At 70.0% G+C, this 17278-nt stretch carries 16 protein-coding genes; 6 read left to right on the top strand and 10 right to left on the bottom strand.

Features of this window, described 5'->3' with window-relative positions:
- Positions 1–91 precede the first annotated feature (91 nt).
- The 3 genes from nadB to AC07YS_RS25320 form a co-directional block, all read right to left on the bottom strand.
- Complete coding sequence (gene nadB, locus AC07YS_RS25330) at positions 92–1675, bottom strand: L-aspartate oxidase (protein ID WP_062477111.1); 1584 nt, start codon at positions 1673–1675, stop codon at positions 92–94.
- Positions 1676–1695: 20 nt separating this feature from the next.
- Positions 1696–2532 (bottom strand): segregation and condensation protein A, encoded by an 837-nt coding sequence (locus AC07YS_RS25325; protein ID WP_056578351.1) that lies wholly within the window; start codon positions 2530–2532, stop codon positions 1696–1698.
- A 68-nt stretch (positions 2533–2600) separates the two neighbouring features.
- The gene (locus tag AC07YS_RS25320) at positions 2601–2807 is read right to left on the bottom strand and encodes a DUF3460 family protein (protein WP_062477114.1); all 207 of its coding nucleotides are present in this window, start codon (positions 2805–2807) and stop codon (positions 2601–2603) included.
- 39 nt (positions 2808–2846) lie between these two features.
- On the opposite strand from AC07YS_RS25320, the gene AC07YS_RS25315 reads away from it, so the two are divergent.
- A complete protein-coding gene (locus tag AC07YS_RS25315) occupies positions 2847–3350 on the top strand; it encodes an outer membrane protein assembly factor BamE (protein ID WP_495269663.1) in 504 nt (167 codons plus the stop codon).
- A gap of 9 nt (positions 3351–3359) precedes the next feature.
- Here AC07YS_RS25315 and AC07YS_RS25310 read toward each other — a convergent pair whose 3' ends face one another.
- On the bottom strand, positions 3360–4796 hold the full coding sequence (locus AC07YS_RS25310; RefSeq protein WP_495269664.1) for an amidase: 1437 nt from the start codon (positions 4794–4796) through the stop codon (positions 3360–3362).
- 141 nt (positions 4797–4937) lie between these two features.
- On the opposite strand from AC07YS_RS25310, the gene AC07YS_RS25305 reads away from it, so the two are divergent.
- Entirely contained in the window at positions 4938–5696 is a 759-nt protein-coding gene (locus AC07YS_RS25305) for a helix-turn-helix transcriptional regulator (RefSeq protein ID WP_495269665.1), read from the top strand.
- Positions 5697–5706: 10 nt separating this feature from the next.
- Here AC07YS_RS25305 and AC07YS_RS25300 read toward each other — a convergent pair whose 3' ends face one another.
- Entirely contained in the window at positions 5707–7380 is a 1674-nt protein-coding gene (locus tag AC07YS_RS25300) for a SulP family inorganic anion transporter (RefSeq protein ID WP_369631699.1), read from the bottom strand.
- Between the two features lie 134 nt (positions 7381–7514).
- Between AC07YS_RS25300 and AC07YS_RS25295 the strand changes: the two genes are divergently transcribed.
- Entirely contained in the window at positions 7515–9227 is a 1713-nt protein-coding gene (locus tag AC07YS_RS25295) for a hydrogenase maturation protein (protein ID WP_495269666.1), read from the top strand.
- Positions 9228–9234: 7 nt separating this feature from the next.
- On the opposite strand, the gene AC07YS_RS25290 is transcribed toward AC07YS_RS25295, so the two are convergent.
- From AC07YS_RS25290 to AC07YS_RS25275, 4 genes are read right to left on the bottom strand one after another with little or no spacing between them, the layout of a single operon-like run.
- Positions 9235–9459, bottom strand: a complete 225-nt coding sequence (locus AC07YS_RS25290; RefSeq protein ID WP_307696242.1) for a hypothetical protein — start codon at positions 9457–9459, stop codon at positions 9235–9237.
- The gene (locus AC07YS_RS25285) at positions 9446–10645 is read right to left on the bottom strand and encodes a CaiB/BaiF CoA transferase family protein (RefSeq protein WP_495269667.1); all 1200 of its coding nucleotides are present in this window, start codon (positions 10643–10645) and stop codon (positions 9446–9448) included. Before AC07YS_RS25285 ends, AC07YS_RS25290 begins: the two co-directional genes overlap by 14 nt.
- Complete coding sequence (locus AC07YS_RS25280; RefSeq protein WP_495269668.1) at positions 10642–11616, bottom strand: Bug family tripartite tricarboxylate transporter substrate binding protein; 975 nt, start codon at positions 11614–11616, stop codon at positions 10642–10644. Before AC07YS_RS25280 ends, AC07YS_RS25285 begins: the two co-directional genes overlap by 4 nt.
- 42 nt (positions 11617–11658) lie before the next feature.
- Complete coding sequence (locus AC07YS_RS25275) at positions 11659–12414, bottom strand: enoyl-CoA hydratase/isomerase family protein (protein ID WP_495269669.1); 756 nt, start codon at positions 12412–12414, stop codon at positions 11659–11661.
- 58 nt (positions 12415–12472) lie between these two features.
- Here AC07YS_RS25275 and AC07YS_RS25270 point away from each other — a divergent pair, with 58 nt between their 5' ends.
- Positions 12473–13144 (top strand): GntR family transcriptional regulator, encoded by a 672-nt coding sequence (locus AC07YS_RS25270; protein WP_495269670.1) that lies wholly within the window; start codon positions 12473–12475, stop codon positions 13142–13144.
- A 24-nt stretch (positions 13145–13168) separates the two neighbouring features.
- Here AC07YS_RS25270 and metG read toward each other — a convergent pair whose 3' ends face one another.
- A complete protein-coding gene (gene metG, locus AC07YS_RS25265; RefSeq protein WP_307696238.1) occupies positions 13169–15265 on the bottom strand; it encodes a methionine--tRNA ligase in 2097 nt (698 codons plus the stop codon).
- A 226-nt stretch (positions 15266–15491) separates the two neighbouring features.
- Between metG and AC07YS_RS25260 the strand changes: the two genes are divergently transcribed.
- Together AC07YS_RS25260 and AC07YS_RS25255 are read left to right on the top strand one after the other, a co-directional pair.
- Positions 15492–16523: an isocitrate/isopropylmalate dehydrogenase family protein gene (locus tag AC07YS_RS25260; RefSeq protein ID WP_354343042.1), complete on the top strand. Its 1032-nt coding sequence runs from the start codon at positions 15492–15494 to the stop codon at positions 16521–16523.
- Between the two features lie 28 nt (positions 16524–16551).
- A complete protein-coding gene (locus AC07YS_RS25255) occupies positions 16552–17277 on the top strand; it encodes a phosphodiester glycosidase family protein (protein ID WP_495269671.1) in 726 nt (241 codons plus the stop codon).
- Position 17278 lies beyond the last annotated feature (1 nt).

Here is a 17278-nt window from a genome sequence, read left to right as displayed (position 1 = left end):
GGGTAGGGGTGTTCGACATGGTTGGCTTTCTCCCTGCGGGCGTCGGTGGCCGGGCATCCTGAGGGTGATCGAAAGGTGACGAAGGGTGGGCTCAGTCGACCGGCGGCACCAGCACGGTGGGTGCGGTGGGCTCGGCCAGCGAAGGGTAATCGCGACTGAAATGCAGGCCACGGCTCTCGTGGCGGGCCTGCGCGGAACGCACGATCAGCTCGGCCACCTGCACCAGGTTGCGCAGTTCGAGCAGGTCGCGCGTGACGTGGAAGTTCGCGTAGAACTCCTGGATCTCGGCCTGCAGCAGCGCGATGCGGTGGCTCGCACGCTCCAGGCGCTTGTTGGTGCGCACGATGCCGACGTAATCCCACATGAAGCGGCGCAGCTCGTCCCAGTTGTGGGAGATGACCACGGCTTCGTCGGCGTCGGTGACGCGGCTTTCGTCCCAGGCAGGCAGCGCGGCGCGTTCGCGCGACGGCGCCTGCGCGATGGCGTCGGCCGCGGCGCGTGCGAACACCATGCACTCGACCAGCGAGTTGCTGGCCAGCCGGTTGGCGCCGTGCAGGCCGGTGCAGGCGGTTTCGCCGATGGCGTACAGGCCCGGGATGTCGGTGCGACCCGCCAGGTCGCTGAGCACGCCGCCGCAGGTGTAGTGCGCAGCGGGCACCACGGGAATCGGCTCGCGCGTGATGTCGATGCCCAGCTCCAGGCAGCGCGCCAGGATGTTGGGGAAGTGCTCCTTCAGGAACGCGGGCGGCTGGTGCGAGATGTCGAGGTACACGCAATCGAGCCCGTGCTTCTTCATCTCGAAGTCGATGGCGCGGGCCACCACGTCGCGCGGCGCGAGTTCGGCGCGTTCGTCGTGCTTGGGCATGAAGCGCGTGCCATCGGGCAATTTCAGCAGCCCGCCTTCGCCGCGCACCGCCTCGCTGATCAGGAACGACTTGGCGTGCGGGTGGTACAGGCAGGTCGGGTGGAACTGGATGAACTCCAGGTTCGACACCCGGCAGCCCGCGCGCCAGGCGGCGGCAATGCCGTCGCCAGTGGCGGTGTCGGGGTTGGTGGTGTACAGGTACACCTTGCCCGCGCCGCCGGTCGCCAGGATGGTGTGCGGTGCGCGGAAGGCCAGCACCTCGTCGGTCTCGTCGTCCAGCGCGTACAGGCCCTGGCAGGACGGGTCGGCCAGCCCGAGCTTGGTGCCGGTGACCAGGTCGACCAGCGTGTGGTGCTCGAACAGCGTGATGTTGGGCGTGCGGCGCACGCGCTCGATGAGCACCTGCTGCACGGCCGCGCCGGTGGCGTCGGTCACGTGCACGATGCGGCGCTGGCTGTGGCCGCCTTCGCGCGTCAGGTGCAGGTCGCCACCTTCTTCCGAGAAGGGCACGCCCAGTTCGCGCAGCCAGCCGATGGCCTGCGGCGCGCCCTCGACCACGAAGCGCGTGGCCTCGGGGTCGCACAGGCCGGCACCGGCCACCAGTGTGTCTTCCACGTGGGCGTCGAAGCTGTCGCCCGCCGCCAGCACGGCCGCGATGCCGCCCTGCGCCCAGGCGCTGGAGCCGTCGTTCAGCGCGCGCTTGGTGAGCACGGCCACGCGGTGGGTGGGGGCCAGGTGCAATGCGGCGGAGAGGCCTGCGAGGCCGCTGCCGACAATGAGGACATCGAAGTCGCGAACGGCGGAAGTCACAGGCGTGGGAACCGGTTGGGTCAGGCCGGCGAGTAGGCCAGTCGGACGTAGATGGGGGCGAAGGCTTCGGCCTGCGTGATGTCGATCAGCGTCTCCTTCGCAAGCTCGAGCATCGCGATGAAGGTGACGATCAGCACCGGCACGCCGCGCGAGACGTCGAAGAGCTTCTCGAACTCGACGAAGCGCTGGCCCTGCAGGTGGCGCAGCACGATGCTCATGTGCTCGCGCACGTTGAGCTCTTCGCGCGAGATCTTGTGGTGCTGCACGAGCTTGGCGCGCTTCATGATGTCGGCCCAGGCGTCGCGCAGCTCGACCACGTCGACGTCGGGAAAGCGCGGCTTGATCGACTGCTCGATGTAGACCTGCGCCTTCCAGAAGTCGCGCCCGTAGGTCGGCAGCGCGCTGATGGCGGCGGCCTGCAGCTTGGTCTGCTCGTACTCCATGAGCCGGCGAACCAGCTCGGCGCGCGGGTCTTCGGCCTCTTCGCCGTCGGCCACCTTCTTGGGCGGCAGCAGCATGCGCGACTTGATCTCGATCAGCATCGCGGCCATCAGCAGGTATTCGGCCGCGAGTTCGAGGTTCGTCTGGCGAATTTCGTCGACGTAGCTCAGGTATTGCCGCGTGAGCCCCGCCATCGGGATGTCGAGGATGTTGAAGTTCTGCTTGCGGATCAGGTACAGCAACAGGTCCAGCGGGCCCTCGAAGGCCTCCAGGAAGACCTGCAGCGCCTCGGGCGGGATGTACAGGTCCTTCGGCATCGCGAACAGCGGCTCGCCGTAGAGCCGGGCCAGGGCGACCTGGTCGACGACCTCGGGCATGCTGGCCACGATCGTGCCGTTGTCCTCGTCTGCGCTCATGAGGAAGTTGCTATCAACTTAATAGCTGTGCGCGCAGGCTGGGCGGCGGGATGCCGGGTGGGCACCATTCACTTGGGTTGGGTCTGGTAGACGTACGGCTGCATCGGCACGCGCGCTTCGCTGTACTCCTCGAGCAGGCTGCGGTCGAGGTGCTTGTCCCACAGCAGGGCGCGGCCGGCGCGCTGTTCGGCCTCGAGCGTCGGCTTCTTTTGCTTCATCTCCTCGATGAAGTTCGTGATCTCGGAGGTGTAGTGGGGGCGGCGGAAGATGGACATAGACTGGACCTTTATCGCTCGAATTTTACCGGGGACGGCATGCAACGATTTCAGAAGGGCCGGATCGGCCTCGTGGCAGGACTGCTGGCGGCGCTGATCGGGCTCGCGGGCTGCGATCCGCAGCGCATCAGCGAGCTTGAAGAGGGCGTCTCGACCGAGGCCGACGTGCGCGCGCGTTTCGGCGAACCCGAGAACGTCTGGGACGTGCCCAACGGCCGCGTGCTGGAGTTCAACCGCCAGCCGCAGGGCCAGAAGAACTACATGATCACCGTCGGCGCCGACGGCAAGATGAGCGCGCTGCGCCAGGTGCTCACGCCCGAGAACTTCGCCAAGGTGCAGCCCGGCATGATGATGGAAGACCTGCGCAAGCTGCTGGGCAAGCCGGCCAAGGTCACGCCCTATGCGCTCAAGCGCGAGACCGAATGGGAATGGCGCTGGGTGCAGCCACCGAATTCGTCGATGGTCTTCACCGCCACGCTGAACGACGACCAGCGCGTGGTGCGCAGCGGGTCGTCGCCCGACCGGGGCACCGAAGCGCCCTGAGCGCGCTGCCTACAGCGCCGCCGCGTGCAGCGCCGGGCGCCGCGCGGCCCAGGGCATGGCCTGCTCGAGCTGCGCGGCGAGCTGCAGCAGCGTGGCCTCGTCGCCCATGGGCGCCATGCATTGCACGCCGATCGGCAGGTCGCCGGCCATCCCCAGGGGCAGCGAGATCGCCGGCTGGCCGGTGAGGTTGGCCAGCGGCGTGAAGGTCGCGTAGTCGAACAGGTGGTCGAAGTAGCCCTGCGCATCGCGCGCGGGGTCGTCCTGGTCGAGGTAGCCCAGCGCCACGGGCGGGGTGCGCATCGTCGGCGTGAGCAGGATGTCGTGCTGCGCGAAGAAGGGCGCCACCTCGCGCGAGACCGCATTCATCTGCGCGAGCGCCAGTTCCAGGTCGAGCGCGCTCAGGCGCAGCCCATGCTCGGCGGTGGCGCGGGTGCAGGCCTGCACCTGGCCCAGCGCCTTCTCCAGCGGCATCTGCAGCGCCTGCGCCACGCCCGCCACGCCGGCCGCCAGCAACGAGGACCAGAAGGTGCGCGTGGCCGAGAAGAAGGCCTCGTGCGCATACGACGGCGTCGCCCATTCCACGACATGCCCGAGACCGGCGAGCGTGCGCGCCGTCGCCTCCACCGCGTCGACACAGGGTTGCGTCGCCGGCTGCGTGCCCGGGAACTGCGTGCTCACCGCGATGCGCAGCCGGCGCGGCGCCGACCGGATGGCCTGTGCGTAGGGCTGCGCGGGCGCGGCCATCAGGAACGGATCGCCCAGCTCGGGGCCGTGCATGAGGTCGAGCGCAGCGGCGGCGTCGCGCACGGTGCGGCAGACCACGCCCTCCATGCCCAAGCCCATCAGCGGCTGGCCGTAGCCCGGGCCGGCGCTGATGCGGCCGCGGCTGGACTTCAGCCCGATCAGGCCACAGGCGGCGGCGGGCACGCGGATCGAACCGCCGCCGTCGTTGGCGTGCGCCATGGGCACGATGCCGGCGGCGACCGCCGCGGCCGAGCCCCCGCTGGAGCCGCCCGCGCTGTGCGCCAGGCTCCACGGGTTGCGCGTCGCGCCGCCGAGGGCGCTCTCGGTGGTGGCGTTGAAGCCGAGTTCCGGGGTCCAGGTGCGCCCCAGCGTGGCCAGGCCGGCGCGGCGAAAGCGCGCCATCAACGCACTGTCTGCGGCAGCCGGCAGCCCGTCGCCGAACAGCCGGCTGCCGGCCTGGCAGCGCACGCCCTCGGCCTGCAGCACCAGGTCCTTGATGAGGAAGGGCACGCCGCCCAGCGGACCCTGCGTGTCGTGCGACAGCGGGGCGTCGAAAAGCTCGGCCATGGCGTTGATGCGCGGGTTGAGCGCGGTCGCCGCCTGGCGCGCGCACTGCTGCGCTTCGGCGGCGCTGATGTCCTTGCGGCGGATGCATTCGGCCAGCCCGGTGGCGTCGAGGCGGCTGTAGTCGGCGAGGTTCATGGCAACGGGGTCCTGTTCGTGTGTGAGGTGGGAACGCCGTGCAGCGTAGGGCGGGGTGTCCGGCAGCGGCAGTCGTTCAGATGAACGATGCGGGAATCTCCGCAACCGCCCGCGAGCGGGCGGCCCCTAAGATCGCGCCGCATGGCGCATAGCAGTTCTTCTTCGGGGTCGTGCATTCCGGCCGCACAGCTCGGCGCGCTGCTGCTCGACCTGTATCCGCGGGCCGCCGCGCCCGAGGCATCGGCCGCCGGCGGGCTGCTGGACTGGCTGGCCGGCCAAATCGCGTTCGATGCCGCCTGGTTCGGCCGCTCGGTGTTCGCCGCCGGACGGCTCGAGCCGCGAGACGGCCACACGCGCGGGCTGGCGCCGGATTTCGTGGCCGACTGGTGCCGTGTGCGCCACCTCGATCCGATGGTGGCCGCGGTGATGGCACGACCGGGCCATGGCATGGCGATGGCGTCGCACGAGCTGCCGCCGGTGGGCTCGCTGCGCGCCTTCGCTTCGGACCATCGCCTCGACCGGGTGCTCAGCGTGATGCTGCATGCGCCCGATTCGCCGTGGTGGACGCACCTGTCGCTGTACGGCCGCGAAGCCGCGAGCTTCGGCGCGCGCGAGCACGCGCTGCTGGAGTTGCTGATGCCTCACCTGGTTTCGGCGCAGGCGCTGCGGCTGCGGGAGACGCCGGCGCCCGGCGTCTCGGCCCTGGCGGTGCTGAGCCGTCGCGAGGCCGAGGTGGCTCGCCTCTTCGGCGAGGGCCACAGCTACAAGATGGTGGCCCGCAGGCTCGACAGTTCTCCGGCGACGGTGCGCCACCACCTGCGGCAGGTGTACGCCAAGCTCGGCGTCACGAGCAAGGTGCAGATGGCGCGGCTGGTGTGCGGCGAGGCCGCGCAGGCCTGAGGAGCCTCGCCTAGGAGGTCGTTGCGGGCCGGCCCGATGTCAGCTCCTCGGCAAACCCCGAACGCTCCAGCACCTCGAGCGGCTGTGGCTGCAGCGACTCGATGCGCAGCAATCCGTCGCGCGCCAGCACCGCCCGGTGCAACTGCCGCAGCGCATCGACGCCGGTGGCGTCGATGTAGATCAGGTGCGTGGCGTCGAGCACCAGCGTCATGCCGCGCGGTGCGCGCTCCGCGGCGTTCACTGCTTCGTCGAGCTTGGCCGCCGCGCCGAAGAACATGGCGCCGTACAGCCGGTAGGTGAGCACCGGCGGCTGCAGCGTGACGAGTTCGACGCTGAACAGCCCGCTCATGCGCCGGATGAAGAGCGCGCACGCCAGCACGATGCCCACCTGCACCGCCACCGTCAGGTCGAACACCACCGTGAGGAAGAAGGTGCCGAGCATCAGCAGGCGGTAGTGGCGGCTGAAGTGGCGCAGCTGGCCGGGCGTGAACTCGCGCCATTCGCCCATGTTCAGCCCGACGAACACCAGGATGCCCGCCAGCACCGCGAGCGGCACGTGGCGCGCCAGCGGCGCCGCCAGCAGCACCACGACCAGCAGCGTGACCGCATGCACGATGCCCGCGATGGGCGAGCTGCCGCCGGAGCGGATGTTGGTCACGGTGCGCGCGATGGTGCCCGTGGCCGGCATGCCGCCGAAGAAGGGCGTGACCAGGTTGGCGATGCCCTGCGCCATCAGCTCCTGGTTCGGGTCGTGGCGCGGCTGGCCGCTGACCTGGTCGGCCACGCGCGCGCACAGCAGCGACTCGATGGCGCCGAGCAGCGCGATGGTCAGCGTCGGCGTCACCAGCTGCTTGACGGTCTCCCACGAGAAATCGGGCAGCGCGAAGGCCGGCACGCCCTCGGGAATGCCGCCGAAGCGCGTGCCGATGGTCTCCACCGGCAGCGCGAAGCCCCACGACACCAGCGTGAGCGACACCAGCGCGACGATCGGCCCCGGGATGCGCCCGACGATCTGCACCGGGCGCGTCTGCACCCAGCGCCCGCCCACGCGCTGCACCGCGCGCGCCAGCGCCGAGTCGCCGCGAAACAGCCGCGACCACGCCAGCAGGCCGAGCACGCAGGCCAGCCCGAGCGCGAAGGCGTGCGGATTGAAGGTGTCCAGCCGCAGCGCCATGGCGTGCAGCTGCGAAAACACGTCGGCCGGCATGCGCTCCACCGTGAGGCCCAGCAGGTCTTTGAGTTGCGACAGCAGGATCAGCACCGCGATGCCGTTGGTGAAGCCCACCACGATCGACAGCGGCACGAAGCGCACCAGCCGCCCGAGCCCGAACAGCCCCGCCATGAACAGCAGCACGCCCGCGCAGGCGGTGGCGATCAGCAGGTTGGCCACGCCGTAGCGCTCGACGATGCCGTAGACGATCACGATGAACGCGCCCGCCGGGCCGCCGATCTGCACGGCCGAGCCGCCCAGCAGCGAGATCAGGAAGCCCGCGATGATCGCCGTCCAGATGCCGGCCTCGGGCTTGAGCCCCGAGGCGATGGCGAAGGCCATGGCCAGCGGCAGCGCCACGATGCCCACCGTGGCGCCCGCGCCCAGGTCCCCCAGGAACCGCCCCCGGTCGTAGCCGGCCATCGTGTCCAGCAGGCGGGGGCGAAAGCGGGTGAGGTTCAGCGGCGACGACATGTGCGGTCATTGTGGCCCGGCCGTCGCGGCGGCCCCGCGATTTCCCGGCGGTGAGTACTTTCAGTCAGCTTATCGGCGACGAGGCTGAAAGATACATTTTTGACGTTTAGAAACAAACGTCAATGAGGTCGCCCATGCACATCCTGCTCGTCGCGAGCGCGTTCAACAGCCTCACGCAGCGCGTGCTGGCCGAGCTCCAGGACCGGGGCCATACCGCAGGCATCGTGCTGGCGCTCGGCGACGACGAGGCCTTGCGCGAAGCGGTGCGCCAGCACGCGCCCGCGCTCGTCATCGCACCGATGCTGACCACGGCGATTCCCGAGGACGTCTGGCGCGCCCACACCTGCCTGATCGTGCACCCGGGCCCGCCCGGCGACCGCGGCCCGTCCTCGCTCGACCGGACGCTGCAGGGCGGCGTCGACAGCTGGGGCGTCACCGTGCTCGAGGCTGTGGCCGAGATGGACGCGGGCGATGTCTGGGCCTGGTCGTCGCTGAAGGTGCCGCCACAGGCCGGCAAGAGCGACCTGTACCGCGGCGAGGTGGCCGATGCCGCCGTCGACGCCGTGCTGCTGGCCGTCGAGCGTTTTGCCTCGGGCACCTACAAGCCGAAGCGGCAGAAGGCGGCCGACCTCGCCGCCGGCTGGCGGCCCTTCATGAAGCAGGCCGAGCGCCGCATCGACTGGGCCACGCAGACCACCGAATCGGTGCTGCGGCAGCTGCGCGCGGCCGATTCGCAGCCCGGCGTGCTCGACGAGCTGCTGGGCGCGCCGTGGTACCTGCACGGCGGCCATGCCGAGGACGAACTGCGCGGTACGCCCGGCGAGCTGATCGCCACCCGCGCCGGCGCCGTCTGCCGCGCCACCGTCGACGGCGCGGTCTGGCTCACCCAGCTGCGGCCCTGGCGCGAGCCGGGCTCCCGCCTGCCGAGCTACAAGCTGCCGGCCGTCGAGGCGCTGGGCGCGCGATTGCCTGCCGGCTTGCCCGAGGTGCCCGCGCCGCTCGAGCTGCCGGCCGGCCGTCGCACCTGGACCGACATCCGCTACCGCGAGCACGGCCCCGTCGGCGTGCTGAACTTCTCGTTCGCGGGCGGGGCCATGAGCACCGCGCAATGCCGGCGTCTGCTGGCTGCCTACCGCTTCGCCTGCACCCGGCCGACCTCGGTGCTGGTGCTGGGCGGGCTGCGCGACTTCTTCTCCAACGGCATCCACCTGAACGTGATCGAGGCGGCGGCCGATCCGGCCGAGGAGTCGTGGGCCAACATCCACGCCATGAACGACCTGGTCGAGGCCGTGCTCACGACCACCGACCGCCTCACGGTGGCCGCGCTGGGCGGCAATGCCGCGGCCGGCGGCGTGATGCTCGCGCTCGCGGCCGACGAGGTGTGGTGCCGCGACGGCGTGGTGCTCAACCCGCACTACAAACTCATGGGCCTGCACGGCTCCGAGTACTGGACCTACAGCCTGCCGCGTCGCGTGGGCGCCGACGAGGCCGCGCGGCTCACGCAGTCGGCGCTGCCGGTGAGCGCGAAGCGCGCGGTGGCGCTGGGCCTGGCGCAGCGCGTGCTGCAGGCCGCGCCGGAAGAACTGGGTGACGAGGTCGGCCGGCTGGCCGCGCAACTGGCGGCATCGCCGGACCTGGCCGCGCGCCTGGCGGACAAGCAGGCGGCGCGTGTGCACGACGAGGCAGTCAAGCCGCTGCAGGCGTACCGCGACGAGGAGCTGGCGCACATGCGGCGCAACTTCTTCGATCCCGCCGAGCCGCACGCGGCGCTGCGCTCGGCCTTCGTGCGCAAGGAAAAAGCGCAGCACACGCCTGCGCACCTCGCGGCGCTCGGCTTGCCGCGCTGAACGCCCGTCAGTCCTTGCTGTCGGGAATCACCGCGTCGGCGGCCGCGCCCACGGCCTTGCCGGTGATGCGCGCGGTGCCGATGGCGGCATCGGCCGCGAGGCCGACCGCGCCGGCGCCCACGCTCACGGCGGTGCTCGCGACGCTGACCACCGCGCAGCCGCTCAGCAGCAGCGCACTCGCGAGGCCGAGCGCAGAAAGGACGAGGGGGCGGAGGCGGTCACTGCGTTGCATGGGCGGATTCTGCACCCGCAGCGCTGGATCGGGCGAGTGACGCCAGGATCGCCTCGCGGTCCTGGTCCAGCCGTGGCGGTTGCCGCCGCACCTGCGTGCGCAGCCCGCCGACGTGCACCGGGTTGCCCGCCACCGTGAGCGGCTGGCCGCCCTGCGTGCGCACCTGCACCAGCATCTCGCGCGCCTGCACCTGCGGGTCGTTCACCACCGCCGCCACGTCGTTGTAGTCGCCGGTGGGGATGTTGTGCTGCATCAGCAGCGCCTGCCAGTGCGCGCAGGGCGCGGTCGACAGGCGCTCTTCGAGCAACTGCTTCAGCGCCTCGTGGTGCTGGCAGCGCGCCGGGTTGGTGGCAAAGCGCGCGTCCTCGGCGAGCGCGGGCAGCTCGAGCGCAGTGCACAGGCGCTGGAACAGCGCGTCGTTGCCCGCCGCGATCACGAACCAGCCGTCGGCCGCGCGGAACACGTCGAAGGGCGTGATCGACGGGTGCCGCGAGCCGATCGGCCCCGGCGCGCGGCCCTCGGCCTCCATGCGCGAGATCGCGTTCTCGAGCAGCGCAACCTGGCAGTCGAGCATGGCCACGTCGACCCGGTCGCCTACGCCCGTGCGCCCGCGCTGCAGCAGCGCGGCCTGCGTGCCGACGGCCGCGTACAGCCCGGCGCCGAGGTCGCCGATCGACACGCCCACGCGCGTCGGCGGCGCGCCAGGATGGCCGGTGAGGCTCATGATGCCGCCCATCGCCTGCACCACCATGTCGTAGGCGGGGCGCCTGCTGTACGGCCCGGTCTGGCCGAAGCCCGAGACCGAGGTGAACACCAGTTTCGGAAAGCGCGCGTGCAGCGTCGGCCAGTCGTAGCCCAGCTTTTCCATCGTGCCGGGCCGGAAGTTCTCGACCAGCACGTCGGCCGTGGCCAAGAGCTGCTCGAAGACCGCGCGGTCGGCCGGCGCCTTCAGGTCGAGCGCGATCGACTCCTTGTTGCGGTTGACCGACATGAAGTAGGCCGAGTCGCCTTCGACGAAGGGGCCGATCTGCCGCGCGTCGTCGCCCAGGCCGGGTTGTTCCACCTTGATGACGCGCGCGCCCAGATCGGCGAGCAGCAGCGTGCAGTACGGGCCCGCGAGCACGCGCGTGAGGTCGATGACGGTGAAGCCCTGCAGCGGGCCTGCCTTGGGTGCGTGCGTGCTCATTCGACGCTCGCGCCCGAGCGCTCGGTGAGTTCCTTCGACTTCGCGCCTTCGGCCAGGGCCCAGGCACGGAATTCGGCCAGCGACGTCGACGGCGCCGACTCGTTGCCCGACTTCTCCATCCGCGCCTTGACCTCGGGGTCGTTCAGTGCCGCCACGCTGGCGTCGAACAGCTTCTGCGCCACCTCCGGCGGCAGGCCGGCCGGGCCGAAGAGGCCGAACCAGAAGGTGTAGTCGTAGCCCTTCACGCCGGCCTCGGCCACGCTGGGCACGTCGGGAAAGAGCGGCGAGCGCTGGCCCGAGGTGACGGCCAGCACGCGCAGCTTCTGGCCCTGCGCCATCGGCAGCACCGAGGGCGGCGTGCCGAAGGTGAGCTGCACGTCGCCCGCGGCCACGGCCTGGATCGACGGCGCGCCGCCCTTGTACGGCACGTGCAGCATCTGCACGCCGGCCGCCTTCTCGAACGACAGGCCCGCCAGGTGCGTCACCACGCCGGCACCCGACGACGAGTACGCCAGCTTGCCGGGGTTCTGCCGCGCCTCGGCGATCAGCGCCTGCACCGTCTTGGCGCTCACGTCCTTGTTCACCGCGAGCAGCATCGGCGCGGAGCTCCAGCGCGAGATCGGCACGAAGCTTTTCGCGCCGTCGTACTTCACGCTCTTGTAGAGCAGCTTGTCGCTGCCGTAGAGGTTGGCGCTGCCCAGCAGCAGCGTGTAGCCGTCGGGCGCGGCGCGCGCGACCTGGTCGGACGCGATGGTGGTGCCCGCGCCCGGCTTGTTGTCGATGACGATCGGCTGGCCGAGCAGCTTGCCCAGCTTGTCGCCGACGATGCGCGCCACGGTGTCGGCGCCGCCGCCGGCGGGGAAGCCCACCAGCAGCGTGATCGGGCGCGAGGGGTAGGTGTCGGCCAGTGCGCCGGCCGAGGCCAGCAGCGCGGCGGCGGCGAACGAGAGGGCTCGCAGTTCTTGCTTCATGGGTTTGTCTCCTGGGTCTTGTGTAGGGAAGGGCGGGCGCGCTCAGCGGCCCTGGAACACCGGCGTGCGCTTCTCGCGCCAGGCCCGGCCGCCCTCGGCGAGGTCTTCGGAGGCGACGGTGCGCTGCACCTCGCGCGAGATCGCGGCGGCGTCGGCGGTGCCGCGCGCGATCTGGTTCAGGTGCTTCTTCATGCCCAGCAGCGCCAGCGGCGCCATGCCGGCGAGCACGGTGCGCAGGCGCTGCACCTCGGCATCGAGCGCGGCGGCGTCATCGACCAGCTGCGTGAGAAAGCCGCAGTCGCGCATGGCGGCGCCGTCGAGCTTCTCGGCGGTGAGAAACAGGCGCTTGGCCGTGTCCAGCCCCAGCCGCGACACGTAGCGCTCCATGCCGCTCTGGTAGTAGTGCAGGCCGAGCCGGGCGGCCGGCATGAACATCTCGGCGCTGCGAGCGCCCACGCGGAAGTCGCAGGCCAGCACGAGGTCGGTCGCGCCGCCGTAGACGCCGCCGTGCACCGCCGCGATGGTGACGGCGCGGCAGTTTTCGAACACATCGACCATCTCGCCGAAGCTGCGGCCCTCGGTCTGGCTCTGGGCGGCCACCTCTGATATATCAAATCCGCTGCAGAAGTACTTGCCCTCGGCGCGCAGGACCAGCACCAGCACCTCGGGCGTGCGGTTCACTGTGTCCACATGCCGGATCAGCACGGGAAGATCGTCCGGCGTGAGCTTGTTGGCGGCCTGGGGACGGTGCAGCGTCAGGTAGGCCACATGGCCGTCGATCGCGAGGGTGGGAGACATTGATGTACCAAACAGATGAATTGATATATCTGGAAGGTTAGCTAATATCCAGATCGCCATGCAACCCGCGAAAACCCTCGACACCCACAGCCTGCAGGACCGCATCCGCGCCCGGCTCGAACAAGACATCCTGGGCGGCGTGCTGTCGCCCGGCATGGCCATCGACGAAAAGGCCCTGGCCCTGAGCTTCAACACCTCGCGCACGCCGGTGCGCGAGGCGCTGCTGCTGCTCAGTGCGCGCGGGCTGGTGGACATCGTTCCGCGCACCGGCATCTACGTGCGCCAGCTGCGGGCGAACGAACTGGTGGCGATGATGGAAGCGCTCGGCGAGCTCGAAGGCGTGCTGGCGCGGCTGGCCGCGCTGCGCATCGGCCCGGCGCTGCGCGAGGAGCTGCTGCGCGCCCTGGCCGGCACCGCCGCGCAGGCGCTGGCGGACGACGCCGAGGCCTACCAGCAGGCCAACGCCGCGCTGCACGACGTGATCTACCGCGCCAGCGGCAACCCCTTCATCGTGGAGCAGGCGCAGACCGTGCGCCTGCGCATCTCGGCCTACCGTGGGCGGATGTTCGAGAAGCCCGGCCGGCTCGCCGCTTCACAGCGGGAGCACGAACGGGTGGTCGAGTGGATTCTGAAAGGCCACGCGGACAACGCCGCGGAGGCGATGCGCGACCACATCTCGGTGGGCGGCAAGGTGTTCGCCGACCTCGTGTTGAACAACAAGTTCGGCTAGTTCTTCTTTTCGTCTGTCTTCGGGTCAGCGCACGCGCATGCCCGGCGTCGCGCCCGCCCAGGGCTCGAGCACGTGGATGCCCGGGTGGGCCTTTTCGTCGCCGTGGCTCGCGGCCAGCACCATGCCTTCGCTGACGCCGAACTTCATCTTGCGCGGCGCGAGGTTGGCGACCAGCACCGTGAGCTTGCCCACGAGCTGCTCCGGCTGGTAGGCCGAGGCGATGCCGCTGAACACGTTGCGCGTCTTGCCTTCGCCCGCGTCGAGCGTCAGGCGCAGCAGCTTGGTCGAGCCCTCGACCTTCTCGCAGGCCACGATCTTCGCGATGCGAAGGTCGATCTTCGCGAAGTCGTCGATGGTGATGGTCGGCGCGATGGCTTCGCCGCCGGGCAGCTCCTGCGCTTCCGTGGCAACGGGCGCGGCAGCCGCGGCTTCGGGCACGTCGAACAGCTTGTCGACCTGCTTGGGGTCGGCGCGCTGCATCAGGTGCTTGTAGTCGCCGATGGCGTGGCCGGCCGGCAGGGCCTGCGCCGCGTCGGCCCAGGTCAGCGGGGCGATCTTCAGGAAGGCCTCGACGTTCACGGCCAGCGCCGGCAGCACCGGCTTCAGGTACAGCGTGAGCAGGCGGAAGGCCTCGATGCACACCGTGCACACGTCGTGCAGGCGCGCCTCGGCGCCTTCCTTCTTGGCCAGTTCCCAGGGCTTGTTCTGGTCGACGTACTCGTTCACCTTGTCGGCCAGCGCCATCACCTCGCGCAGCGCGCGGGCGTAGTCGCGGCCGTCGTACAGCGACTGCACCTGCGAGGCCGCAGCACGCAGCGTGGACAGCAGCGTTTCGCCGTCGGCCGACACCGCGCCCAGCTGGCCGCCGAAGCGCTTGCCGATGAAGCCGGCCGCGCGGCTGGCGATGTTGATGTACTTGCCCACGAGGTCGCTGTTGACGCGCGCCACGAAGTCGTCGGGGTTGAAGTCGATGTCCTCGTTGCGGCCGTTGAGCTTGGCGGCGATGTAGTAGCGCAGCCATTCGGGATCGAGCCCGATCGACAGGTACTTGAGCGGGTCGATGCCGGTGCCGCGGCTCTTGCTCATCTTCTCGCCGCTCACCGTCAGGTGGCCGTGCACGTACACGGCGTTGGGCGCCTTGCGGCCGCTGAAATGCAGCATCGCGGGCCAGAACAGCGTGTGGAAGGTGATGATGTCCTTGCCGATGAAGTGCACCTGCTCCAGCTCGGGGTCGGCCATGTACTCGGTGTACGAGATGCCGTCGCCGCCCAGCTCGATGCAGCGCTTGTCCAGCAGGTTCTTCAGCGAGGCCAGGTAGCCCACGGGCGCGTCCAGCCACACGTAGAAGTACTTGCCCGGCGCATCGGGGATCTCGATGCCGAAGTAGGGCGCGTCGCGGCTGATGTCCCAGTCGCCCAGGCCGCCCTTGCCTTCGTCGTCCTTGTAGAGCCACTCGCGGATCTTGTTCTGCACCTCGGGCTGCACGTGGCCGGGGGCGGCGGTCCATTCCTTCAGGTAGGCCTCGCAGCGCGGGTCCGACAGCTTGAAGAAGAAGTGCTCCGAGCTGCGCAGCTCGGGCTTGGCGCCCGACAGCGCCGAGTACGGGTTGATCAGCTCGGTGGGCGCGTACACGGCGCCGCACACCTCGCAGTTGTCGCCGTACTGGTCCTTCGAGTGGCAGTTGGGGCACTCGCCCTTGATGAAGCGGTCGGCCAGGAACATGCCCTTGGCCGGGTCGTAGAACTGCTCGACGCTCTTGGTCTCGATGAGGCCGTTGGCGCGCAGGTCGCGGTAGATGTCCTGCGCCAGCTGGTGGTTCTCGGGCGCGTCGGTCGAGTGCCAGTTGTCGAAGGCGATGTGGTAGCCATCGAGGTAGGGCTTGCGGCCCGCGGCGATCTCGGCCACGAAGGCCTGCGGCGTCACGCCGGCCTTGTCGGCCGCGATGGTGATGGCCGCGCCGTGCGCGTCGTCGGCGCACACGAAGTTGACGTCGGCGCCATTCATTCGCTGGTTCCGCACCCAGATGTCGGCCTGGATGTATTCCATCATGTGGCCGATGTGGAACTTGCCGTTGGCATACGGCAGGGCGGTGGTGACGAAGAGCTTGCGCGGGGCGGACATCGGGGAGGGCGCTTTCGGGAGTGACGAACGGAAGGGGCGCGGGGCCCGTGGAGGCGGCCAGGGGCCGCGTCCGGGAACCGGGCATTTTAGGCGGCCCGTCCCGCGGCCGCCGCCATGGGGCTGCTCACCTCGGCCGCGGGGTACCCGGAGTGACCCCGAAGGCCGCGGGGGTGTCGCCCATGCGACGTATGCTCGCAGCCTCTTTACTGAAAGTGAGCCGCCGCCGATGACCACCTCGATTCCCGCAACCCTCATCCCCGGCGACGGCATCGGCCCCGAGATCGTCGACGCGACCCTGGCGGCGCTCGACGCGCTGAAGGCGCCCTTCGTGTGGGACACCCAGATCGCCGGCCTGGGCGGCGTCAAGGCCTCGGGCGATCCGCTGCCCAAGGCCACGCTGGACAGCATCCGCAGCACCCGCCTGGCGCTCAAGGGCCCGCTGGAAACCCCCTCGGGCGGGGGCTACCGCTCGTCGAACGTGCGCTTGCGCGAGGAGTTCCAGCTGTACGCCAACCTGCGTCCCGCACGCACCATCATCCCGGGCGGGCGCTACGACAACATCGACCTGACCGTGGTACGCGAGAACCTCGAGGGCCTGTACATCGGCCACGAGCACTACGTGCCCATCGACGGCGACCCGCACGCCGTGGCCATGGCCACCGGCGTCAACACCCGCAAGGGCAGCCGCCGCATCCTCGAATACGCGTTCGACACCGCCGTGGCCACCGGCCGCAAGAAGGTCACGCTGGTGCACAAGGCCAACATCATGAAGGCGCTCACCGGCATCTTCCTGGAGACTGGCCTGGACCTGTACGAAGAGAAGTACAAGGGCCAGTTCGAGCTCGACACCGTGATCATCGACGCCTGCGCGATGAAGCTGGTGCTCAACCCCTGGCAGTTCGACATGCTGGTGACCACCAACCTGTTCGGCGACATCCTCTCGGACCTCGTGGCCGGCCTGGTCGGCGGCCTGGGCATGGCGCCCGGCGCCAACATCGGCACCAACGCCGCGATCTTCGAGGCCGTGCACGGCTCGGCCCCCGACATCGCCGGCAAGGGCATCGCCAACCCGATCGCGCTGATGCTGGCGGCCGCGCTCATGCTCGACCACGTCAAGCGGCCCGAGCTGGCCACGCGCCTGCGCACCGCCATCGACCAGACGCTCAACCTGGACAACGTGCGCACCGGCGACCTCGGCGGCAGCGCCGGCACGGCGGCCTTCACGAAGGCGCTGGTCGCGCGCATCAACGGCGGCTGAGCAAAAAAGAGGCAGCGCAGGTCGTCGCATGAAAAAACTGCTGCTGCCTGCGCTGGTCTTCCTGCTCGCCGGCCTGGCGTGGTCCGCTGCCGGCGCCGTGGACGCGCCGCCGCGCTACACCGTCGTCAAGGTCGACCTGCGCACCGACAAGCTCGCGCTGTTCCTGAACGACGACACCGGCACCGCCTTCAAGCGCTTCGACCGGCTCGAGGCCTGGCTGAAGGCGCGCAACAAACAACTGCTGTTCGCGGCGAACGCCGGCATGTATCACGCCGACTTCGCACCCGTTGGGCTGCTGGTGCGCGAAGGCCGTGAAGAAGCACCTTTGAATCTGGCCGACGGCGTCGGCAATTTCTTTCGCAAGCCCAACGGCGTGTTCCTGGTGACGGCCGAGGGGCCGCGCATCGTCGAGGCGTCGGAATACCCGTCGATCGCTGCGAAGGGCGGTGTGCAGCTGGCGACCCAGTCGGGCCCGCTGCTGCTGCGCCACGGCGCGGTGCACCCGGCGCTCATTCCGAATTCGGATTCGCGCAAGACCCGCAACGGCGTGTGCGTGTCGGGCACCACCGCGGTCTTCGTCCTTGCCGAGACGCCGGTGAACTTTTACGACTTCGCGCTGTACTTGCGCGACGTGCTGCATTGCCGCGACGCGCTGTACCTCGACGGCACCGTGTCGGCGATCTATTCGAAGACACTGCAGCGCAACGACTTCGTGCGCGACCTCGGGCCGATGCTGGCCGTGGTGGCGCCCTGAG

This window comes from Variovorax sp. GW458-11-26-14-LB1, assembly GCF_059423965.1.
This window is presented reverse-complemented; position numbering and strand designations above follow the sequence as displayed.

Excerpts from the sequence above, each read along its gene's own strand:
- AC07YS_RS25325 (WP_056578351.1), bottom strand. The coding sequence starts at position 2,532 with ATGAGCGCAGACGAGGACAACGGCACGATCGTGGCCAGCATGCCCGAG.
- AC07YS_RS25320 (WP_062477114.1), bottom strand. The coding sequence starts at position 2,807 with ATGTCCATCTTCCGCCGCCCCCACTACACCTCCGAGATCACGAACTTC.
- AC07YS_RS25315 (WP_495269663.1), top strand. The coding sequence starts at position 2,847 with ATGCAACGATTTCAGAAGGGCCGGATCGGCCTCGTGGCAGGACTGCTG.
- AC07YS_RS25310 (WP_495269664.1), bottom strand. The coding sequence starts at position 4,796 with ATGAACCTCGCCGACTACAGCCGCCTCGACGCCACCGGGCTGGCCGAA.
- AC07YS_RS25305 (WP_495269665.1), top strand. The coding sequence starts at position 4,938 with ATGGCGCATAGCAGTTCTTCTTCGGGGTCGTGCATTCCGGCCGCACAG.
- AC07YS_RS25300 (WP_369631699.1), bottom strand. The coding sequence starts at position 7,380 with ATGTCGTCGCCGCTGAACCTCACCCGCTTTCGCCCCCGCCTGCTGGAC.
- AC07YS_RS25295 (WP_495269666.1), top strand. The coding sequence starts at position 7,515 with ATGCACATCCTGCTCGTCGCGAGCGCGTTCAACAGCCTCACGCAGCGC.
- AC07YS_RS25290 (WP_307696242.1), bottom strand. The coding sequence starts at position 9,459 with ATGCAACGCAGTGACCGCCTCCGCCCCCTCGTCCTTTCTGCGCTCGGC.
- AC07YS_RS25285 (WP_495269667.1), bottom strand. The coding sequence starts at position 10,645 with ATGAGCACGCACGCACCCAAGGCAGGCCCGCTGCAGGGCTTCACCGTC.
- AC07YS_RS25280 (WP_495269668.1), bottom strand. The coding sequence starts at position 11,616 with ATGAAGCAAGAACTGCGAGCCCTCTCGTTCGCCGCCGCCGCGCTGCTG.
- AC07YS_RS25275 (WP_495269669.1), bottom strand. The coding sequence starts at position 12,414 with ATGTCTCCCACCCTCGCGATCGACGGCCATGTGGCCTACCTGACGCTG.
- AC07YS_RS25270 (WP_495269670.1), top strand. The coding sequence starts at position 12,473 with ATGCAACCCGCGAAAACCCTCGACACCCACAGCCTGCAGGACCGCATC.
- metG (WP_307696238.1), bottom strand. The coding sequence starts at position 15,265 with ATGTCCGCCCCGCGCAAGCTCTTCGTCACCACCGCCCTGCCGTATGCC.
- AC07YS_RS25260 (WP_354343042.1), top strand. The coding sequence starts at position 15,492 with ATGACCACCTCGATTCCCGCAACCCTCATCCCCGGCGACGGCATCGGC.
- AC07YS_RS25255 (WP_495269671.1), top strand. The coding sequence starts at position 16,552 with ATGAAAAAACTGCTGCTGCCTGCGCTGGTCTTCCTGCTCGCCGGCCTG.